This is a genomic window from Streptomyces sp. NPDC004111 (assembly GCF_042874215.1).
Classification (GTDB): Bacteria; Actinomycetota; Actinomycetes; order Streptomycetales; family Streptomycetaceae; genus Streptomyces.
On the sequence record NZ_JBIAMU010000012.1, the window covers coordinates 258,520 to 278,476 of the forward strand.

14 protein-coding genes are annotated in these 19,957 nt (G+C 71.5%); 11 read left to right on the forward strand and 3 right to left on the reverse strand.

From position 1 onward, the window contains the following. Nucleotides 1–34 precede the first annotated feature (34 nt). Nucleotides 35–940 (reverse strand): hypothetical protein, encoded by a 906-nt coding sequence (locus ACFYVL_RS24225; protein WP_389248101.1) that lies wholly within the window; start codon nucleotides 938–940, stop codon nucleotides 35–37. 217 nt (nucleotides 941–1,157) lie between these two features. Here ACFYVL_RS24225 and ACFYVL_RS24230 point away from each other — a divergent pair, with 217 nt between their 5' ends. Further along, entirely contained in the window at nucleotides 1,158–1,946 is a 789-nt protein-coding gene (locus ACFYVL_RS24230) for a S1 family peptidase (RefSeq protein WP_389248103.1), read from the forward strand. 385 nt (nucleotides 1,947–2,331) lie between these two features. On the opposite strand, the gene ACFYVL_RS24235 is transcribed toward ACFYVL_RS24230, so the two are convergent. After that, a complete protein-coding gene (locus ACFYVL_RS24235) occupies nucleotides 2,332–4,095 on the reverse strand; it encodes a glycoside hydrolase family 35 protein (protein WP_389248105.1) in 1,764 nt (587 codons plus the stop codon). Between the two features lie 321 nt (nucleotides 4,096–4,416). Here ACFYVL_RS24235 and ACFYVL_RS24240 point away from each other — a divergent pair, with 321 nt between their 5' ends. The 8 genes from ACFYVL_RS24240 to ACFYVL_RS24275 all read left to right on the forward strand — a co-directional run bounded on the left by ACFYVL_RS24240 (nucleotide 4,417) and on the right by ACFYVL_RS24275 (nucleotide 15,558). Next, nucleotides 4,417–5,304, forward strand: coding sequence for a helix-turn-helix domain-containing protein (locus ACFYVL_RS24240; RefSeq protein ID WP_389248107.1), 888 nt, complete (start codon nucleotides 4,417–4,419; stop codon nucleotides 5,302–5,304). Nucleotides 5,305–5,315: 11 nt separating this feature from the next. Beyond that, nucleotides 5,316–5,705 (forward strand): chorismate mutase, encoded by a 390-nt coding sequence (locus ACFYVL_RS24245; RefSeq protein WP_389248109.1) that lies wholly within the window; start codon nucleotides 5,316–5,318, stop codon nucleotides 5,703–5,705. Between the two features lie 392 nt (nucleotides 5,706–6,097). Then, a complete protein-coding gene (pepN, locus tag ACFYVL_RS24250; RefSeq protein ID WP_389248111.1) occupies nucleotides 6,098–8,755 on the forward strand; it encodes an aminopeptidase N in 2,658 nt (885 codons plus the stop codon). A 518-nt stretch (nucleotides 8,756–9,273) separates the two neighbouring features. Continuing rightward, nucleotides 9,274–10,731 (forward strand): pyridoxal phosphate-dependent decarboxylase family protein, encoded by a 1,458-nt coding sequence (locus tag ACFYVL_RS24255; protein ID WP_389248113.1) that lies wholly within the window; start codon nucleotides 9,274–9,276, stop codon nucleotides 10,729–10,731. Nucleotides 10,732–10,996: 265 nt separating this feature from the next. Continuing rightward, a complete protein-coding gene (locus ACFYVL_RS24260; RefSeq protein WP_389248115.1) occupies nucleotides 10,997–12,421 on the forward strand; it encodes a lysine N(6)-hydroxylase/L-ornithine N(5)-oxygenase family protein in 1,425 nt (474 codons plus the stop codon). 326 nt (nucleotides 12,422–12,747) lie between these two features. Continuing rightward, complete coding sequence (locus ACFYVL_RS24265; protein WP_389248117.1) at nucleotides 12,748–13,110, forward strand: hypothetical protein; 363 nt, start codon at nucleotides 12,748–12,750, stop codon at nucleotides 13,108–13,110. Between the two features lie 4 nt (nucleotides 13,111–13,114). Continuing rightward, complete coding sequence (locus ACFYVL_RS24270; protein ID WP_389248119.1) at nucleotides 13,115–15,022, forward strand: alpha/beta hydrolase; 1,908 nt, start codon at nucleotides 13,115–13,117, stop codon at nucleotides 15,020–15,022. Beyond that, on the forward strand, nucleotides 15,019–15,558 hold the full coding sequence (locus tag ACFYVL_RS24275) for a hypothetical protein (protein WP_389248121.1): 540 nt from the start codon (nucleotides 15,019–15,021) through the stop codon (nucleotides 15,556–15,558). Before ACFYVL_RS24270 ends, ACFYVL_RS24275 begins: the two co-directional genes overlap by 4 nt. A gap of 76 nt (nucleotides 15,559–15,634) precedes the next feature. Here the strand turns inward: ACFYVL_RS24275 and ACFYVL_RS24280 are convergent, their stop codons facing one another. Then, a complete protein-coding gene (locus ACFYVL_RS24280) occupies nucleotides 15,635–17,443 on the reverse strand; it encodes a 5'-nucleotidase C-terminal domain-containing protein (RefSeq protein WP_389248123.1) in 1,809 nt (602 codons plus the stop codon). Between the two features lie 233 nt (nucleotides 17,444–17,676). On the opposite strand from ACFYVL_RS24280, the gene ACFYVL_RS24285 reads away from it, so the two are divergent. Both ACFYVL_RS24285 and pyk read left to right on the forward strand, forming a co-directional pair. Further along, nucleotides 17,677–18,372 (forward strand): SIMPL domain-containing protein, encoded by a 696-nt coding sequence (locus ACFYVL_RS24285; RefSeq protein WP_389248125.1) that lies wholly within the window; start codon nucleotides 17,677–17,679, stop codon nucleotides 18,370–18,372. A gap of 142 nt (nucleotides 18,373–18,514) precedes the next feature. Continuing rightward, complete coding sequence (gene pyk, locus ACFYVL_RS24290; protein ID WP_389248126.1) at nucleotides 18,515–19,948, forward strand: pyruvate kinase; 1,434 nt, start codon at nucleotides 18,515–18,517, stop codon at nucleotides 19,946–19,948. Nucleotides 19,949–19,957 lie beyond the last annotated feature (9 nt).

The window sequence follows — 19,957 nt, forward strand, 5'->3', positions numbered from 1 at the left end:
GGCGGCGGACGGCCGGCGGGAACCGCGCGGCGGGTCAGGCGTCGCAGTCCAGGACGGTCCGGCACAGCCCGCAGCGCGCCCGCAGCACCCCGCGGGCCGGCACCCGGATCCGCTGGTGGCAGGTCGGGCACGGGAAGGACACCCGCAGCCCGGCCCCGGTGCCCGCCCGGCCCTCGAAGGCGTACGAGGACAGCGGCCCCGGCACTCCCGTGCCGCCCTGCCCCAAGGCGCTCCTGCGGTCCTTCGCGTACCGGTGCCTGGCGAGCCGGCCGGCCGCCGTCAGCGGAGGCTGCTGCCCGTCGCGGCGGGCCTGCGCCAGGCCCTTGGTGTACGCCGTGTACGCCTCGGCGCTGGTGAACCAGGGGGAGGGGTCCTCACCGAACAGCAGCGACCGCTTGGCCAGCACGTACCCGAACTCCTCGGGGGTGAGGTAGCCCAGCTTCTGGCTGGAGGCGCCGTCCTGCCGGTAGGCGTCCAGCAGCAGCCAGCCGGCCCCGAGGTAGGTGGTCACCGTGTCGGTCAGGATCTCGTTGTCGCGGGTGCCGGGGAAGGACAGGCCGAGCCGGTGCAGCAGGACATGGGTGATCTCGTGGGCCAGTGCGGCCCCGACGTCCTTGCGGTGGTTGCGGAAGCGGTCGTTCAGTTCGATGAAGTACTCCGGCCCCGCGGTCAGCTCCACCCCGGCCGCGTGCTCCATCTCCCGGTAGCCGACGATCATCCGGGCGTCCGGCAGCCGGAAGTGCGAGACCAGCGCCCGCGCCACGCCCTGCGCTCCGAGGTACGGGTCGTCCTGGTCGGAGAAGGCCACGTCGACGGGGAGGACGCTGGTCCCGTACGAGCGCACCCCGTCCTCGCCGATCCGCCGGTAGAGCGCGGTCAATGCCGACCTGACCGTCGTCAGATGCGGAAAGCCGTGCACGATCTCACTGCCGATCCCCATGCCCCTACCCCCCTTTCAAACCTCGTCCGGTGCTGGCCGAAAAGGATCCCTTGTCGGCCGGACGATCAACTCCACATAATCCAACAGCGCGTTGACGGGCTCATGCCAGCGAACGGCCGGTGTGTGTCCTGTGACCCTGCTGTGCCGATTCGCCGTACCCCAGTGTGTGCCCGTTGTCAGCGTGCGTCCCTCTCGACCCCCCACGAAAGGCACTCCGTTGAAGAACGTACTCCGTGCCATCAAGAGATACGCCGTCATAGGCGCCGTCGCCCTCGCCGCGGTCAGCCTCCAGCCCGCCGGTGCCTCCGCGAGCACTCCCACCCCCTCGGGCACCCAGCCCGTCGTGGGAGGAACGCGCGCCGCCCAGGGTGAGTTCCCGTTCATGGTCCGGCTCTCCATGGGCTGCGGCGGCGCGCTCTACGCGAAGGACATCGTGCTGACCGCCGCGCACTGCGTGGACGGCTCCGGCAACAACACCAGCATCACCGCCACCGGCGGTGTCGTGGATCTCCAGAGCTCCAGCGCGGTCAAGGTCAAGTCCACGAAGGTGCTCCAGGCGCCCGGCTACAACGGCAGCGGCAAGGACTGGGCGCTCATCAAGCTCGCCAAGCCGATCAACCAGCCGACGCTGAAGATCGCCACCACCACGGCGTACAACTCCGGCACCTTCACCGTCGCCGGCTGGGGCGCGGCCACCGAGGGCGGCGCCCAGCAGCGCTACCTGCTCAAGGCCCAGGTGCCGTTCGTCTCCGACGCCTCGTGCAAGGCGTCGTACTCCGACCTCATCGCCGGCGAGGAGATCTGCGCCGGACTGCCCCAGGGCGGGGTCGACACCTGCCAGGGCGACTCCGGCGGCCCGATGTTCCGCAAGGACAACGCGGGTGCGTGGATCCAGGTGGGCATCGTGAGCTGGGGCAACGGGTGTGCCCGGCCGAACTACCCGGGTGTGTACACGGAGGTCTCGACCTTCGCCTCGGCGATCGCGCAGGCGGCGGCGGGCTTGTAGGCGGGGATCGGGGTGCGGGGATGCGCGTCGGTGCACCCGCACCGGTAGATGCCGGTGCACCCGCACCGGTAGATGCCGGTGCACCCGCACCGATAGGTGCGCGGGTACGGCCACCCGCACCGGCGTGACGCCCGCGCCCCGCTCCGCCCGCCCGAGCCCCCGCACCTGTGCGGGGGCTCAACCGTGCCGACGGTTCGCCGCCGAGCGGGGTCCCGCGCGTGCGGCGGGCAGCGCCCCTCCCCGCCCCTGGAAGGGGCGCGGGGAACTGCGCGAGCGGGCACGTACTGCCCGCGGACGCGCACCCGGCCGGGAAGGGACCGCCAAGCCGTTTCGGGAAGGGGCGGGGTGGAGGAGAGGCCCCGCGCAGCGGACCCCCGCCGCCCGGCTACCGGCCCAGCAGACCCGCCACCTCACCCGCGCACCCCTCCAGCTCCCACACCCACACCTCGTTGTCCCCGGCCCGCAGCACCGCCCCCGGTACGTACAGGGAGCCCTGGGGGCCCGCCCCCGGCCAGTAGCGGCCCAGGCAGAAGCCGTTCACCCAGACGAACCCCCGCGTCCAGCCGGGAAGCTCCAGCCCCGCACCCCCGCACGCGGCGGCCAGCTCGAAGGAACCCCGGTAGAGACCCGGACCGGCCTCGCCCCCCAACGCACGGAAGCCAAGCTTGCGCACCGCCACCGCGTCCTCGAACGCCTCCAGCCGCAGCCCCCGCGCCCGCACCCCGTGCAGATACTGCCGCTCGTGCAGCACCCCGCCCGTGATCCCCTTCGCCTCCGCCAGCCGCGGCCCGTAGTTGACCCGGCCCAGCGACTCCACCCACAGCTCGACCGCCGCGGGCCCGGCCACCGGCTCCGGCAGGTACGCGTCCTCCTCCGTCAGGAACCCCGCCCGCTCCCCGTCGACGTACACCGCCGCCCGGTCCCGCAGCCCGCGGACCCCCAGCGGGTACGGCTGCCGGGGACCCGGCACGTCCACCCGGTAACGGACCACGCCCCGGTCGATCCCCAGCTCCTCGAAGGTCGCCGGAGCACCGCGCTCCGACTCCTCCCCGCCCAGCGCGTCCATCAGCTCGCCCTGCGGCAGCCACCCGTCGAAGCCCACCCGCACCGGCTCGGCGGGCGGTGCGGCCGGAGCCTCGGGGACCTCCGGAAGCGGCCCGTCCGCGTACTCCGCCAGCACCTCCCGGAACTGCCAGAACTTCTCCGTCGGCCGCCCGTACTCGTCGACCGGCGCGTCGTAGTCGTAGGAGGTGACCGTCGGCTGGAGCTCACCGCCGTGCAGCTCGCCGGACCGGTTCGCCCCCGCCCAGCCCGCGAAGTTCGTACCGCCGTGCGCCATGTACAGATTGACCGAAGCCCCGCACTCCAGGATCTCCCGCAGCGCCGCCGCCGCGTCCCGCGCGTCCCGTACGACCCTCTCCGCACCCCAGTGCTCGAACCAGCCGCACCAGAACTCCATGCACATCAGCGGCCCCACCGGCTGGTGTGCGCGCAGCACGTCGAACGCCGCCCGCGCCCCCGACCCGAAGTTCGCCGTCGCCAGCGTCCCGGGGATCGAGCCGCCCGTCAGCATGTGGTCCTCCGGACCGTCCGAGGTGAACAGCGGCACCGTCACCCCCACCTCGCGCAGGAACCCCGCGAGATGCCCCAGGTACACCTGGTCCGAGCCGTAACTCCCGTACTCGTTCTCCACCTGCACCATCAGCACCGGGCCGCCCCGGGTGATCTGCCGCTGCACCACCTGCGGCAGCAGCCGGCGGAACCACCGCTCCACCTGCCCCAGGTACGCCGCGTCCCGCGTCCGCACCCGGTTGCCGAGCGGGCCCGTCAGCCAGTGCGGCAGCCCGCCGTTCTCCCACTCGGCGCAGATGTACGGACCCGGGCGCACGATCGCCCACAGCCCCGCCGCCTGCACCGCGTCCAGGAACCGGCCCAGCGCCTCCACGTCGTGGAAACGGCCCGCGTCCGGCTCGTGCAGGTTCCACGGGACGTACGTCTCGACACAGTTGAGCCCCATCGCCCGCAGCATCGACAGACGGTGACCCCAGCTGTCCTCGTGCACCCGGAAGTAGTGCAGCGCCCCGGACAGCAGCCGCACCGGCCGCCCGTCCAGCAGAAAGTCCTCGTCACCCACCGTGAAGTCAGCCACGGTCCCGCCCATCGCTCGTGCCTCGCCCGCGCACGAACCCGTGCCCGGCCCCGCACTCGATATCGCACGGGACGATTCACCCTTGCCCCTTGGCGGCGGGCCCGTCCATGGACAAAGATCAACGAAAGTTGGACGGTTGGCACGGCACGTACGACACCCACCACGCATGCGGCACGACCTGCACAACACGTACGACCCGCACAGCACGCACGACCTGCACAGCACGCATGCGGCACGACCTGCGCAGCACGCACGACCTGCACGGCGGACACGACTCGGACGGTTGGCACGACCGCGGGGCACTGACGAAGAGGGACGCGGATGTACCACACCTGGATGCGCTACTTCACCCCCAGCCCCACCCACCACAAGCTCGGCCTCGTCTGCCTCGGCGTCGGCCTCCAGCACGGGGCGCTGCCCACCGTCGGCCCCCGCACCCTGGACCACCACGTCGCCATCGTGATCAGCGCGGGCTCCGGGTGGTACCGGGGCACCGACGGCCGCCGCACCACCATCACCGCACCCGCCCTGCTCTGGGTCACCCCCGGCGTCCCGCACCACTACGGCCCCGACCCGGACACCGGCTGGGACGAGAGCTTCGTCGACTTCACCGGCCCCGCCACCGCCACGTACACCGAACTCGGCTACATAGAGCCGGAGCGGCCCGTCGTCCCGCTCGCCGACACCGCGGGAGCACGCGCCGCCGTCGGCCGCATCGCACGGGCCGCCCGGCGCGGGAACCCGCTCCTGGAGGTCGAGACCGGGGCCGCCGTCCACGAACTCCTCGTCGCGCTGCGCCGCGCACGGGCCGACCTCGGCGCCGACGGCGACCCGGTGCTGCAGGCCCTCGCCCGCGACGCGTTCCAGCCGCTGTCGGTCGCCGAACACGCCGCCCGGCACGGCATGACCCCCGCCGAGCTGCGCACGGCCGTACGCCGCGGGGCGGGCTGCAGCCCCAAGGACTACCTCCTGGGCATCCGGCTCGGCCGCGCCAAGGAACTCCTCGCCGCCACCGAACTCCCCGTCGCCGCCGTCGCCCGCCGCGTCGGCTACGACGACCCCGCCTACTTCTCCCGCCTCTTCACCCGCCGCGTCGGCACCGCACCGGTCCGCTTCCGCGAACAGCAGGGCCGCACCGTCCCCGGCGGCTGGAGCAACCAGATCCCGGATCCCGAACACCCGCCGACGATCACGCCCGGACCGTCGTAAGCTCGCTGACCATGACCACCAGCGCTCCCGGACCCACCGGACCCTCCGACCCCGCGGGCACCGCCCACTCCGTAGACCCGGCCGTACGCGCCGAACTCGGCAGGCTCCGCGACAGCATCGACAACATCGACGCCGCGGTCGTCCACATGCTCGCCGAACGCTTCAAATGCACCATGCAGGTGGGCCACCTCAAGGCCGAACACCACCTCCCCCCGGCCGACCCGGCCCGCGAGTCCCGCCAGATCGAACGGCTGCGGGGCCTCGCGGAGAGCGCCAAACTGGACCCGGCCTTCGCGGAGAAGCTGCTCAACTTCATCATCGCGGAGGTGATCCGCCACCACGAGCAGATCGCGGACCAGCCCGTGGAGGGGGAGGGGGAGGCGGAAGGGGCGGGGGCCTGAGCGTGCCGCGGCGCGGTGTGCGCCGTGCGCGGTGCCGGTAGCGGTGGCTTTCGTGCGGCCCGGGACAGGCCGACCCGACCGGTCCGGCCGGGCCCGCCAGGTGCGCGGGGTCGCGCCTGCGGCGGGCGGTTGCCCCTCCCCGCCCCTTCCCGCTGTGCTGGATGTGCGGCTGCCGCCGCGTGGCGCTGGGTCCGGTATGCGGGGCGGGGTCGCGGCTGTGGTGGGTGATCGCCCCTCCCCGCCCCTTCCCTGAACCGCTGCCGCGGGGCTGTTCCGTGCCCGCGGGAGCGTCCCTGGTTGCTCGCGCAGTTCCCCGCGCCCCTGATGGGTCGGGGCGCGGAAGGTTGCCGGGTGCTGCCCGCCTCCGGACGGCCATCGTGCAGCATGTCCCCATGCCCGTACTGACGCGCGACGAAGCGCAGACCCGAGCCCGACTCATCGACGTACAGCGGTACACGATCGATCTCGACCTCACCGGTGGCGACGCCACCTTCGGCTCCCGCACCGTCATCCACTTCACCGTCCCCGAGGGGACACCCCCCGCCACCACCTTCGTCGAGCTGAAGCCCGCCCTCCTGCGCTCCGTCACCCTCGACGGAAACCCCCTCGACCCCGCCGGCCTCGACGACAACCGGTTCCCGCTCACCGGCCTCACCCCCGGCCCGCACGAACTGCACGTCGACGCGGACATGCACTACTCCCGCACCGGCGAAGGCATGCACCGCTTCACCGACCCCGCCGACGGCGAGACGTACGTCTACACCCAGCTCTTCCTCGACGACACCCAGCGCGTCTTCACCTCCTTCGACCAGCCCGACCTCAAGTCCGTCTTCGAGGTCACCGTCACCGCGCCCCCCGCCTGGACCGTCCTCGGCAACGGCGTCGCCACCCACGGCGGCGACGGACGCTGGACCCTCGCGCCGACCCCGCTCATCTCCACCTACCTCGTCGCCGTCGCGGCCGGCCCCTGGCACTCCGTACGCACCGAACACGCCGGACTGCCCTTCGGCATCCACTGCCGCCGCTCCCTCGCGCCCCACCTGGACGCCGACGCCGACGAGATCCTCGGCATCACCCGCGCGTGCTTCGACCGCTTCCACGAGAAGTTCGACGAGCCGTACCCGTTCGACTCCTACGACCAGGCCTTCGTGCCGGAGTTCAACGCGGGCGCCATGGAGAACCCCGGCCTCGTCACCTTCCGCGACACCTACGTCTTCCGGTCGGCCGTCACCGACACCCAGCGCCAGTCGCGCGGCGTCACCATCGCGCACGAGATGGCCCACATGTGGTTCGGCGACCTCGTCACCCTCCAGTGGTGGGACGACATCTGGCTCAACGAGTCCTTCGCCGAGTACATGGGCTACCAGACCCTCGCCGAAGCCACCCGCTTCACCGACACCTGGACCGGCTTCGCCGTCTCCCGCAAGGGCTGGGGGTACGACGCCGACCAGCGCCCCTCCACCCACCCCGTCGCCCCCGACCCGCAGGCCGTGCCCGACACCGCCTCCGCCCTCCTCAACTTCGACGGCATCTCCTACGCCAAGGGCGCCTCCGCCCTGCGCCAGCTCGTCGCCTGGCTCGGCGAGAAGGACTTCCTGGCAGGCATCAACGTCCACTTCGCCCGCCACAAGTTCGGCAACGCGAGCCTCGCCGACTTCATCGACAACCTCGCCTCGGTCACCGACCGCGACGTGCACGCCTGGGCACAGGCCTGGCTCCGCACCACGGGCGTGGACACCCTGACCCCCACGGTCGCCCACAGCGACAGCGCGGAGGGCTGGACCCTCGCCCTCACCCACACCGGCAGCCGCCCGCACCGGATCACGGTCGGGGCCTACGACCAGGACCTGGTGGACGCGGGCGCGCTGGTCCTGCGGGAACAGTTCGAACTGGACGTGGCGGCGGGCGAGCAGGCACCGGACGCGGGCCGGGGAACGGGTACGGGTACGGAAACGAGCGCGGGCCAGGACGCGGATACGGGGACGAGCGCGGGCCAGGACGCGGGCGCCGGTACGGACCCGGATGCGCCCGTCGTCGTCGCCACCCGGCCCGGCCGCCGCCCCGCGCTCCTCCTCCTCAACGACGGCGACCGGACCTTCGCCAAGGTCCGCCTCGACCCGGAGTCCTGGAACACCGCACTGCGCTCCCTCTCCGGCATCCCGGACGCCGCCCAGCCCGCGAACGGCGGCGGAGCCCTCACCCGCGCCGTCATCTGGAACGCCGCCCGCGACATGGTCCGCGACGGCCAGCTCCCGCCCACCGCCTACCTCGACGCCGCCCGCGCCCACCTCCCGCACGAGACGGACCTCGCCGTCGTGCAGGGCGTGCTCGCCTTCGCCGCCACCTCCGTCACGGACCGCTACCTCGGCCCCGACCGCCGGCCCGCCGCGCTCGCCACCCTCGCCGACCTCTGCCGCGACCTGATGCGACGTACCGAGGACGGCAACAACCCGGGCCTGCGGCTCACCGCCGTACGCCACTTCATCGACGCGGCCAGCCAGCCCGACAGCATCCGCGACTGGTACGACTCCGACAGCATCCCCGGCGGCCCCGACCTGGACCCCGAACTCCGCTGGCGCATCCTGGGAAGGCTCGCCGCACTGGGCGCCACCGACGAGGCAGCCATCGCGGCGGAACTCGCACGCGACCCCAGCGCCACCGGCGAACAGGGCGCCGCACTGTGCCGGGCCGCACTGCCCACCCAAGAGGCCAAGTCGGCGGCCTGGGAAGCGATGTTCGGCTCGGACACGCTCTCCAACTACCTCTTCACCGCCACCGCCCAGGGCTTCTGGCAGCCGGAACAGACCGAACTCCTCCAGCCGTACGTGGCCCGCTACTACCCGGCCGCCAAGGCACTCGCCACCCGCAGGAGCCCGGCGATGGCCGAGGCCGCGGGCTGGCACGCGTTCCCGGTGTACGCCGCCGACGCGACGGCACTGGCCCTGGGCGAGGAGCACCTCGACGACCCCGACCTGACCCCGGCCCTGCGCCGCAAGCTCACCGACCAACTGGACGACCTGCGAAGGGTGCTGGCGGTACGCGGGGCCTGACCCCGACGCGGACATCCCCCCGACGGCGGCCGGCCCGGAACCCCCGGGCCCGGCCGCCGCCGCGCGTTCGGCCCTTCCCGTTCCTGGGTTCGGTCGCCGCCGCGTGTTCAGCCCCTTCGGCCCCGGGGTCCGGTCGCTGCCGCGCGTTCGGCCCTTCCCGCTCTTTGGTTCGGTCGCCGCCGCGTGTTCAGCCCCTTCGGCCCCGGGGCCCGGTCGCTGCCGCGTGTTCAGCCCCTACCACCCCCGGGCCCGGCCGCCGCCGCACGTCCAGCCCCTCCCGCCCCCGGGGACCGGTCGCCGCCGCACACCCACCCCCTCCGCTCCCGGTGCGGAGCAGCACCAGGCAGCGCAGCCGCACGCGCCCCTCGTGCGTATATCAGTCCCGTATCAACCAACTCCCCCTCCTCGTCCCGCAGTACCACTTTCGGGTCGAGATCGTTGACCACTCCGGACACGCGCTCACGCCCCTGTACACCCTGGTGTGTCGCCCCCGCGTTCGCACCTCCGGAGGACCCCGTATGAGCACCCCGCCCCCCGGTCCGGGGCCAGGCCCCGGACCCGGTGTCGTACCGAGCGAAGGGCCGGGGCCCCTCCCACCGCTGGCGGGGGGCGAGGCCGGGCCCGGCCGGCTGAGGCCCCTCCTCGACACCGTCCTGGCGGCCCTCGCCCACGGTGCCGCCACCCGCAACGGACCCCTGCCCGCCGGCGGCCCCACCGCCACCGCGGGCCATCTCCTCGCCGCCGCCCACCCCGTGCTGCCCGACACCGGCACCGGGCCCCACGAGGCGCTCCGCACCCTCGTCGGCGCACTCGCCGCGGGCGCCGCCGACCCCGCCCACCCGCACTGTGCCGCCCACCTCCACTGCCCGCCCCTCGCCGTCGCCACCGCCGCCGACCTCGCGGCCTCCGCGCTCAACCCCTCGATGGACTCCTGGGACCAGGCCCCGGCCGCCTCCGCCCTGGAGGAGGCCGTCACCCGCGCACTCGCCGCCGAGTTCTACCCGGACCGCCCGCACCCCGACGCCCTCGTCACCACCGGCGGTACGGAGTCCAACCAGCTCGCCCTCCTCCTCGCCCGCGAGCGGCACGACAACCAGGGGCCCGTCCAGCTCGTCGTCGGCGCCAACGCCCACCACTCCCTCACCCGCGCCGCCTGGCTCCTCGGGCTGCCCGAGCCCGCCGTCGTACCCGCCCCCTCCGGCACCCTCGACCTCGCCGCACTCGACGAGGCCCTCACCCGCCTCCACCACCCCGTCCTCGTCGCGGCCACCGCGGGCACCACCGACACCGGCCAGATCGACCCGCTGGCCGACATCGCCGACCTCTGCGAACACCACGGCGCCGACCTCCACATCGACGCCGCGTACGGCGGGCCCCTCCTCTTCAGCCCCACCCGCCGCCACCTCCTGCACGGCCTCGACCGCGCCCAGAGCGTCACCCTCGACCTGCACAAACTCGGCTGGCAGCCGGTAGCGGCCGGACTCCTCGCGGTCGCCGACACCCACTCCCTCGCCGCCCTCGCCCACCAGGCCGACTACCTCAACGCCGACGACGACACCGACGCCGGCATCCCCGATCTCCTCGGCCGCTCCCTGCGCACCACCAGGCGCCCCGACGTCCTCAAGGTCGCCGTCACCCTCAGGGCCCTCGGCCGAAGCGGGCTCGCCGAACTCGTCGACCGCACCTGCGACTGCGCCCAACGGCTCGCCGACCTGATCTCCAAACACCCCCGCCTGGAGCTCTACGACCGCCCCACCCTGAGCACCGTCCTCTTCCGCCCCGTCCACGCCACCGACGAGTCCGTCGCCACCACCCGCCGCACCCTCCTCACCACCGGCCGCGCCGTACTCGGCCGCGCCCACGCCGACGACCGCCTCTGGCTGAAGGCCACCCTCCTCAACCCGCACACCACCCCCGAGGACCTCGACGCCCTCCTCACCCTCGTCCTCGCCGAACACCCCACCCCCCACCCGTAGCCCTCCAGCCTCTGTCCCGTGCCCTCGTCCGGCAGGGCCGCGCGCCGGGCCCCCTTGGGCAGCGGGGCCGCCCGCCGAGCCCCCGCCCCCTTGGGCGGCGGGGCCGCCCCCGGGGGCGGAACGGGCGGGCAAGGGGGCGGCCCCCGGCGGAGCCGACCCCCCCCACCCCCGGACACCCCCGGCCCAACAGCCGCCCAACAGCCGCCCAACCCCGCACCCACTCCCTCCCTCCCACCAACCCAACGTCCCGCCCGAAAGGCCCCCGATGACCGCCCCCCAGCCCCCTCAGACCCCACCGCCCCCGCACCCCGACAACCCCCACGACCTCGTCGGCATCGGCATCGGGCCCTTCAACCTCTCCCTCGCCGCCCTCGCCGACGGCATCCACGGCGGCCTCAGGACCGCCTTCTACGAACAGCGCCCCACCTTCCACTGGCACCCCGGCCTCCTCATCGAGGGCGCCACCCTCCAGGTCCCCTTCCTCGCCGACCTCGTCACCCTCGTCGACCCCGCCAGCCCCTGGACCTTCCTCAACTACCTCCGCGACCGCGAACGCCTCTTCCCCTTCTACTTCGCCGAGCGCTTCCACATCCACCGCTCCGAGTACGACGCCTACTGCCGCTGGGTCAGCGAACGCCTCCCCGAACTCCATTTCGGCCACCAGGTCGACGCCGTCCGCTGGAACCCCGAACGCGTCGCCTTCGAGGTCGACTTCACCCAGCTCGACACCGACGGCGAGGCCGAAGCCCTCGGCCGTACGTACACCCGCAACCTCGTCCTCGGCGTCGGCACCGCCCCGCACATCCCCGAGCCCCTCAAGCCCCTCGCCGAGGCGCCCACCGTCCCCGTCATCCACTCCGCCGACTACCTCCACCACCGCGACCGCCTGCTCACCGCCGAGCACGTCACCGTCATCGGCAGCGGCCAGTCCGGCGCCGAGATCTTCCTCGACCTGCTCCGCGCCAGGCCCACCGGCCGGGAGAAGATCACCTGGCTCGCCCGCACCGAGGCCATCGCCCCCATGGAGTACTCCAAGCTCGGCCTGGAGCACTTCACCCCCGACTACACCCGCTACTTCCACGCCCTCCCCGAAGGCGTACGGGACGAACTCCTGCCCCGGCAGTGGCAACTGCACAAGGGCATCGACGCCGAGACCATCGCCGCCATCCACGACGAGCTCTACCGCCGCACCCTCGACGGCGGCTGGCCCGACGTCACCATCACCCCCGGAGTGCACGTCCGCACCGCCGGACGCGTCGCCACCACCAAGGTCGAACTCCACCTGGAACACCTCCAGCAGGGGACCCGCTCCCGCCTCACCACCGACGCCGTCGTCCTCGCCACCGGCTACCGCGAACGCCCCGTCGACCGGCTGCTCGCCGCCCTCGACCCGTACATGAAGCGCGACTCCGCCCAGCGGCCCCGCGTCGACGAGCACCAGCGCCTCGTCCTGGACCCCGTCGTCCAGGGCTCCGTGTACGTACAGAACGCCGAACGCCACACCCACGGCGTCGGCGCCCCCGACCTCGGGCTCGCCGCCTGGCGCAGCGCCGTCATCCTCAACTCCCTCACCGGCACCGACGCCTACCCCCTGCCGGCCCGCACCGCCTTCACCACCTTCGGCCTGGGCAGCCCGCCCCGCCCCGTCCTCCCCGGCCCGCGCGAGGGCCTCGTACAGCTGAAGGTCTGACACCCGCAGCGAACCCCACCGTGCCCTGCCGGGCGCCCGTCCGGCAGGGCACCGTGCTGCCGCGCGGCGGCCCACGGCCGCCACGAAAAGTGACTGCCATGGCCGAAGCAGCAAAGAGAAGTTGGTTACGTATGTGAAGGTTCATGGCGGCTTGAGGTCACCCCGTGGAGTGCGTCCAGGCGTCGGCCACCTTGCTAGATTGAGGCCGAACTGCCCGCCCAGCGGGTGATTAACGGGGAAGGGGACAGGCCATGGCCTGGGACGAATGGGTGCGACTGAAGGCAGAAGCCGCCTCAGGGTCGAATGCACACACGCAACTTGCCGGCGTGGACGACGGCACCGGCGGACGCGGCCCCGCCAGCGGCGACCGGCTGAAGCACTCCAGCAAACCGTGGAACGACGCGGCGACGGTCGCCCAGTCACTGGCCACCAGCATGGCCTCCGCCAAAACCGAACTGGCCGCCGGCAACAACGGCGTCGCCAAGGGAACCGAAGGCCTCGCCAGCACCGCCGTACTCAAGGAAGTCCTCACCTCCTGGGACAAACGCCTGGAATCGGCCCGCGCCGAATGCCAGTCGCTCGCACCGGCCCTGCGCGCCGCGTCCGGCGCCCAGGGCGAGTCCGACGCCGGCGTACGCGGCAAGGTCGACGGCATACGCACCCCCGGCGCCCACGGCAAGGAGGGCTGAGCCCGTGCTGACCTGGCAGCAGCTCAGAGACCTGCAGTGCGCCGAACTCGACAGCGCCGCAGACGGCTGGGGCAAGGCCGGCAACCGGGCCGACGCCGCCCAGGACCGGGTGAACAACGAGATGACCGCACTGCTCACCGCCCTCCAGGAAGGAGAAGGAGCCAGGGCCGCGGTGGGCAGACTCAAGGACCTGAACCGGAACTTCGCCTACATCCACACCGAATGCGGACTGATCCGCACCGCCGTCAACAGCCTCTCCTTCGAGCTCAGAACCCCGCAGCGGGACCTGAAGGACGCCCTGGCGGACGCGGCGACACTCGGCTTCACCGTCAACGCGGACGGCTCCGTCAGCTACCCGGCCGCCACCCGCGAGAGCCAGTACGGCCTCCCCCCGGGCCCCGAAGCCCCCGGCGGCTCCGCCAACGGACGCGCCTACCTGCTCGAACCCCGCCCCGCCCCGAACGGCATGCTGGGCACCACCCCCACCCCCGGACTCCTCAACGCCAACCCGAACCAGGCCAAGGCCGAGGAGATCGCCGACCGCATCGTCCGCGCCCTGCGCGACGCGAACGACATCGACGCCCGGTTCAGCCGCACCCTCGCCAAGCTCAAGGCCGAACCCGGCCTCAAGGTCAGCGACGCCACCTGGGCCGACGCCGCCAAGGACGCCGGCGCCGTACGCGAGGAAGCCGGCAAGTACCTCAAGGCGGACATCCCCCTGGACAAGACCCCCGCCGAACGCAAGGCCTGGTGGACCTACCTCACCCAGGAACAACGCGAAGAACTCCTCGCCGTCTACCCCGACGTCATCGGCAACCTCGACGGCATCCCCTCCACCGTCCGCGACCTGGCCAACCGCGACAACCTCCCCCTCCTGATCGGGAAACTGGAGGGCAAGGACGACGACGCCTCCCGGACCATGCTCGCCGGACTCCAGGCCATCGACACCAAACTGCAGGAGCCCAGCAAGCCACCGCTCTACCTCCTCGGCATCGGCGACCAGGGCAACGGCCGCGCCATCCTCTCCTACGGCAACCCCGACACCGCGAAGAACGTCTCGGCGTACGTCCCCGGCCTCGGCACCAAACTCGACGCGGAGTTCGCGGGCGGCACCCTCAAACGCGCTCAGGACACGGCCATCGGTGCCCAGGAAGCAGACAGGAACAGCAGCACCGCTTCCATCGTGTGGCTCGGCTACGACGCACCTCAGCTGCCCGCCGACGACCTCATAGGCAACCTCGACGTCATGTCCAAGGACAACGCCGAGAAGGGCGCCCCCGCCTACAACGAGTTCATGGCCGGGATATCCGCCACCAACGAGGGCAAGGACCCGCACGTCACCGCCATCGGACACTCCTACGGCTCCCTCACCGTCGGCCTCGCCGCACAGGAGAAGGGCGGCATCCCGGGCGCGGACGACATCATCCTCGTCGGCAGCCCCGGCACCGGAGCCGACTCCGCCGACCAGCTCGGCGTCGGCAAGGAACACGTCTACGTCGGCGCGGCCGAGAACGACCTGGTGACCAAGCTTCCCACCAATAACGAAGCGGCCGGCATGGGCGCCGGAGCAGCCGGCGGCGGCTCGGCAGGCGCGGTCATAGGGCTGGGCATGGGCGGCCCGGTGGGCGGCCTGATCGGCGGTGCGGCAGGCGCCGTGATCGGAGGCATAGCCGGATACTCCGCCCAGGACGCCCAGACCGACCCGAGCAAGATCTGGTTCGGCACCGATCCCGCCCACAAGGACTTCGGAGCGAACCGGTTCCTGGTGGACGACGGGCCCACACTCACGGAGGAACCCATGCAAGCACACTCGAACTACTTCAACCCGACAAAGGACCAGTACTCGTCCGACAACATCGCCAGTATCGTCGTGGGCCGAGGCGACGCCATCAGCAGGCAGCAGCCGCGATGAGGCGTCGCGTGGCCGCGCTCGGCACCGGTGCGGCACTGCTGCTCTCCGGCTGCACCACACCCGACGGGCCCAAGGAAGAGAAGCCCACCATGAACATGCAACAGGCCGCGGAACGCGCGGACGAAATCCTCGACAAAACCTTCGCCGCGATCAAACCCCCGGTGAACTGGACGCACGGGGAAACCAGCAAGGGAAGCTGCGACGTCTCACGGCGGAGACAAGTAATGACCATCATCTCGGCCGAACGAAGGGGAAGCCTCTTCGGGGTCGTGGAACGCCACTGGAAGGAGCAGGGCTACCGGCACCTGTCGTCCAACAACAGCAAAATTCCGGCAACCTACTTCGAAACGCAGGACGGCTTCCGGGTCCGGCTCCTCGTCGGCCTGCAGGGGCACGCATCCTTCGAGGTCGCCACCCCCTGCGTCGACCCCTCCGACGTGGCCCCGCCCAAGTCGAAGACCGTCGGCCCCGACTACTCGGGCGAATTTCCGCTCCCGCTCCCCGACGTCCACTCGGACTTCTGGTCCGCGAGCTGACCCGCCCCCCGCCGGGAAAAGGGGCCGGGCCCCGTGACCACCAGGATCACGGAAACCCGGCCCCTCCCCACAGCCGCTACGCGAACACCGGCTTCCCGTCCCGCGTCAGCTTCCACTCCACCGAAGCGAACACCTTCGGATCGATGGTCCCCTTCGCCTTCACCCACGTGATGATCGTGTTCCGGATCTCCTCCGAGTTCGCCCACAGCTGCTTCGCCCCCGCGATGTGCGGGAACGCGCCGCCGCCGGACGCCCGGTAGTTGTTCACCGCGAACACGAACTGCGCCTTCGGATCCAGCGGCTTCCCGTCGAACGCCAGGTTCGCGATCCGCGCGCCCTTCGGCTTCGCGATGTCGATCTCGTACGTCAGACCCGACACCACGTCGTAGTTGTAGTCCGGAGTGTTCTCCGCGTTCGTCAGCTTCGACGTGTCCACCGGACCGCCCGCCGGCGTCTGCACGTAGTACTTCGCCGAGTACTCCAGGTACTCCTTGATCTGCGCACCGGTCAGCAGCCGCGCCTCAAGGGTGTTCTCGAACGGATACAGCCCCGCCGCGTCCTTGATCGTGATCTCCCCGGCCGGCACCTTCGCCGTGCGCGAGAAGCAGGACGCCTGCGACAGCACCGGCAGCGCCGCGTACTCCCCGCCCGCGAGAGCCGCCTTCACCGTCTCCACCTGCACCAGATTGATCAGGTCGATCAGCGGCTCGTCCTTCCACGCCGCCTCGGCCGTCGACACCGCCGCCGCCGAGGTACCGATGACCTGGTTGACGTACGCCACGACCTTCTTGTGCTCGTCACCGAGCATCCGGGTGATCCGCGGGTCCTCCGCCACCGTGTTGGAGTTCAGGACCCGGGCCCCGGCCTTCTCCACCGTCCAGCGGCCCTTCGCCCACACCAGGTCGAAGTCGAACAGCGTCAGCCGCTGCCCCCACTTCAGCGGCTCCGACAGCACGACCTTCTTGCCGGTCTGCTTGTTCTCGACGAAGTACTCCGGGATCTCCGTGTGCGCGTGACCCACCAGGATCGCGTCGATGCCCGGCACCTGCTCGGCCACCAGACCCGCCGCGTTCTCCACGTACGGAAGCTGGTCACCGTAGGAGGACGTACCGCTGGAGCCCGAGTGCGCCGACACCAGCACCACGTCCGCGCCCATCGACCGCAGCTTCGGCACCCACTTCGCCGCCTGCTCCTCCAGCCCCGGGAACACCATCTTCCCCTGCACGTTCATCTTGTCCCAGATGGCGATACCGGGGTTCGTCAGACCCAGCACCGCCACCCGCACGTCCCGCCCGTGCGGGGTGCGCATCCGGTGCATGCTGTACGGGCGGAAGGCCGGCCGCAGCGTCTTCGCGTCCAGCGCGTTCGCCCCGAGCAGCGGGAAATCGCACTGCTCCTCGAATTTCCGCAGCACCGGAATTCCGTAATTGAACTCGTGGTTCCCGAGCGCCGCCGCGTCGTAACCGATCTTGTTCATCGCCTGCGCCATCGGGTGCACCGGACCGCGCTTCGCGGTGATCGGGTCGACCTTGGCGTAGTAGTACGAGAGCTGGGTGCCCTGAATCGTGTCGCCCGCGTCGATCAGCAGCGTATTGCGGCGGCCCTTCTCCCGGCGCACCTCGTTCACCAGCGTGGAGATCTTCGCCAGACCGACGTCGTTGTGGTCCTTGTCGTCGAATTCCTTGTCGGTGAAATAGTCCCAGTTGAAGACGTTCCCGTGCAGATCGGTCGTCCCCATCACGGTGAACGAGTACCGCTTCGGGCCCCGCCCCTTCGCGGTGCCCCGCTCCACGGCCTCCGCAGGCCCCGCGACCCCGCCCGCCAGCGCCACACCGGCACCGGTGGCAGCCGCACTGCCCAGGAACTTCCGTCGATTCAGCGGCATTTGCACTCCTTCGTACCCGCGTTGCCCTGCACAACGCGCGTAGATTCTGACCCAGGGCCGCCGACCGCGACACCCCCTGCAGATTTCGATCCGATGACTCCCCGGTGTCGGACCGGGACGACTTTCCCCACGTCCCGGCACGGACGACCGCCCGGACGGCTCCCCGATGTCCGACCCGGATGCCACAGTGGTCCCTACGACACCCGCCCCGCCACACACCAGGGAGCCCGCCCATGAGCGACCAGACCACCCCCGCCCCCTACGGCACCCCCGAAGCCCCCCGCGTCGCCGTCCGCGGCGAAGCCCGCCTCGAAGTGGACCCCGAGGTCGCCCGCATCGGCATCACCGTCAGCGCCCGCGGCACCGACCGCCGCACCGCCCTCGACGACCTCACCCGCCGCAACGCCGCCGTCCTCGAACTCGTCAAGACCTACGGCGACGCCGTCGAGAAGCTCGAAACCGGCGCCTTCTCCATCAACCCCGAACTCACCCGCAAGGGCCGCGGCGAACACGTCCGCGCCTACCACGGCCGCGTCCACCTCACCGCCGAACTCTCCGACTTCACCGCTCTCGGTGAACTCACCACCCGCCTCTCCGACCTCGAACTCACCCGCGTCGACGGCCCCTGGTGGAAGCTCCGCCCCACCTCACCCGTCTACGGCCAGGCCCGCACCCAGGCCGTCCGCGAAGCCGTCGTCCGCGCCCGCGAATACGCCGAAGCCCTCGACACCCGGCTCGTCGCCCTCCTCGAACTCGCCGACGAAGGCAGCGAGAACGCCTCGGCCTTCCCCGTCGCCGTCGGCTACGGCGGCATGGCCCGCAGCGCGGTCGCCGCCGAGTCCGCCCCCGCCCTCGATCTCGAACCCCAGCGCCAGACCGTCTACGCACACGTCAACGCCCGCTTCACGATGGCCCCGCCCACCCTCTGACGCTCCGCGCACCGCTCCCGAATTGCTCATCAGAGCGCCCCCGCGCACAATTCAACACTTGTCAATAACCTTTCACCCAAAGGTTGTTGTGTAGTCATGCACAGCCAATTACCTACCCATCGGTAAGCCCTAGGCTCGAACCATGCGCCGAGCAAAGATCGTTTGTACCCTGGGCCCCGCCACCGACACATACGACCAGATCAAGGCACTGGTCGAAGCCGGAATGGACATCGCCCGCTTCAACCTCAGCCACGGCACCTACGCCGAACACGAGGAGCGTTTCCAGCACGTACGCAAGGCCTCCGAGGAGACGGGCCGCAGCGTCGGAATCCTCGCCGACCTTCAAGGCCCGAAGATCCGCCTCGGACGCTTCCGCGAAGGCCCCGTACTCCTTGAACGCGGGGACGACTTCACCATCACCGTCGAACCCGGCGAGGGCGACCGCCACACCTGCGGCACCACCTACGAAGGACTCAACACCGACGTCACCACCGGAGAGCGCATCCTCGTCGACGACGGCAAGGTCACCCTCGAAGTGACCTCCGTCGACGGCCCCCGCGTCCACACCACCGTCGTCGAAGGCGGCATGGTCTCCGACCACAAGGGCCTCAACCTCCCCGGCGTCGCCGTCTCCGTCCCCGCGCTCTCCGAGAAGGACATCGAAGACCTCCGCTGGGCACTGCGCACGGGCGCCGACATCATCGCCCTCTCCTTCGTCCGCAGCGGACGCGACATCGAGGACGTCCACCGCGTCATGCGGGAGGAGAACCGCCGCCTCCCCGTCATCGCCAAGGTCGAGAAGCCGCAGGCCGTCGACAACATCGACGACATCGTGGCCGCCTTCGACGGCATCATGGTCGCCCGCGGCGACCTCGGCGTCGAGATGCCCCTCGAACAGGTCCCGATCGTCCAGAAGCGCGCCATCAAGCTCGCCAAGCGCAACGCCAAGCCGGTCATCGTCGCGACCCAGATGCTCGACTCCATGATCGAGAACTCCCGGCCCACCCGCGCCGAGGCCTCCGACGTCGCCAACGCCGTCATCGACGGCACCGACGCCGTGATGCTCTCCGGCGAGACCAGCGTCGGCAAGTACCCCATCGAAACCGTCCGCACGATGTCCCGCATCGTCGAAGCGGCGGAAGAGGACATCCTCGCCAAGGGCCTGCCCCCGCTCACCGAACGCAACAAGCCCCGCACCCAGGGCGGCGCGGTCGCCCGCGCGGCGGCCGAAATGGGCGACTTCCTCGGCGCCAAGTTCCTCGTCGCCTTCACCCAGTCCGGCGACACCGTCAAGCGCCTCTCCCGCTACCGCTCGCCCATCCCGCTCCTCGCCTTCACCCCGGAGGCCGCGACCCGCTCGCAGCTGAACCTCACCTGGGGCGTGGAGACCTTCCTCGGCCCCAAGGTCGACTCGACGGACGAGATGGTCGCCCAGGTCGACGAGCAGCTCCTGCGCATCGGCCGCTGCCGGAAGGGCGACGTGGTGGTCATCACCGCCGGCTCCCCGCCCGGCGTCCCGGGCTCGACGAACCTGGTGAGGATCCACCACATCGGCGAGGACGACAGCCCGAAGTAGGGCGGTACG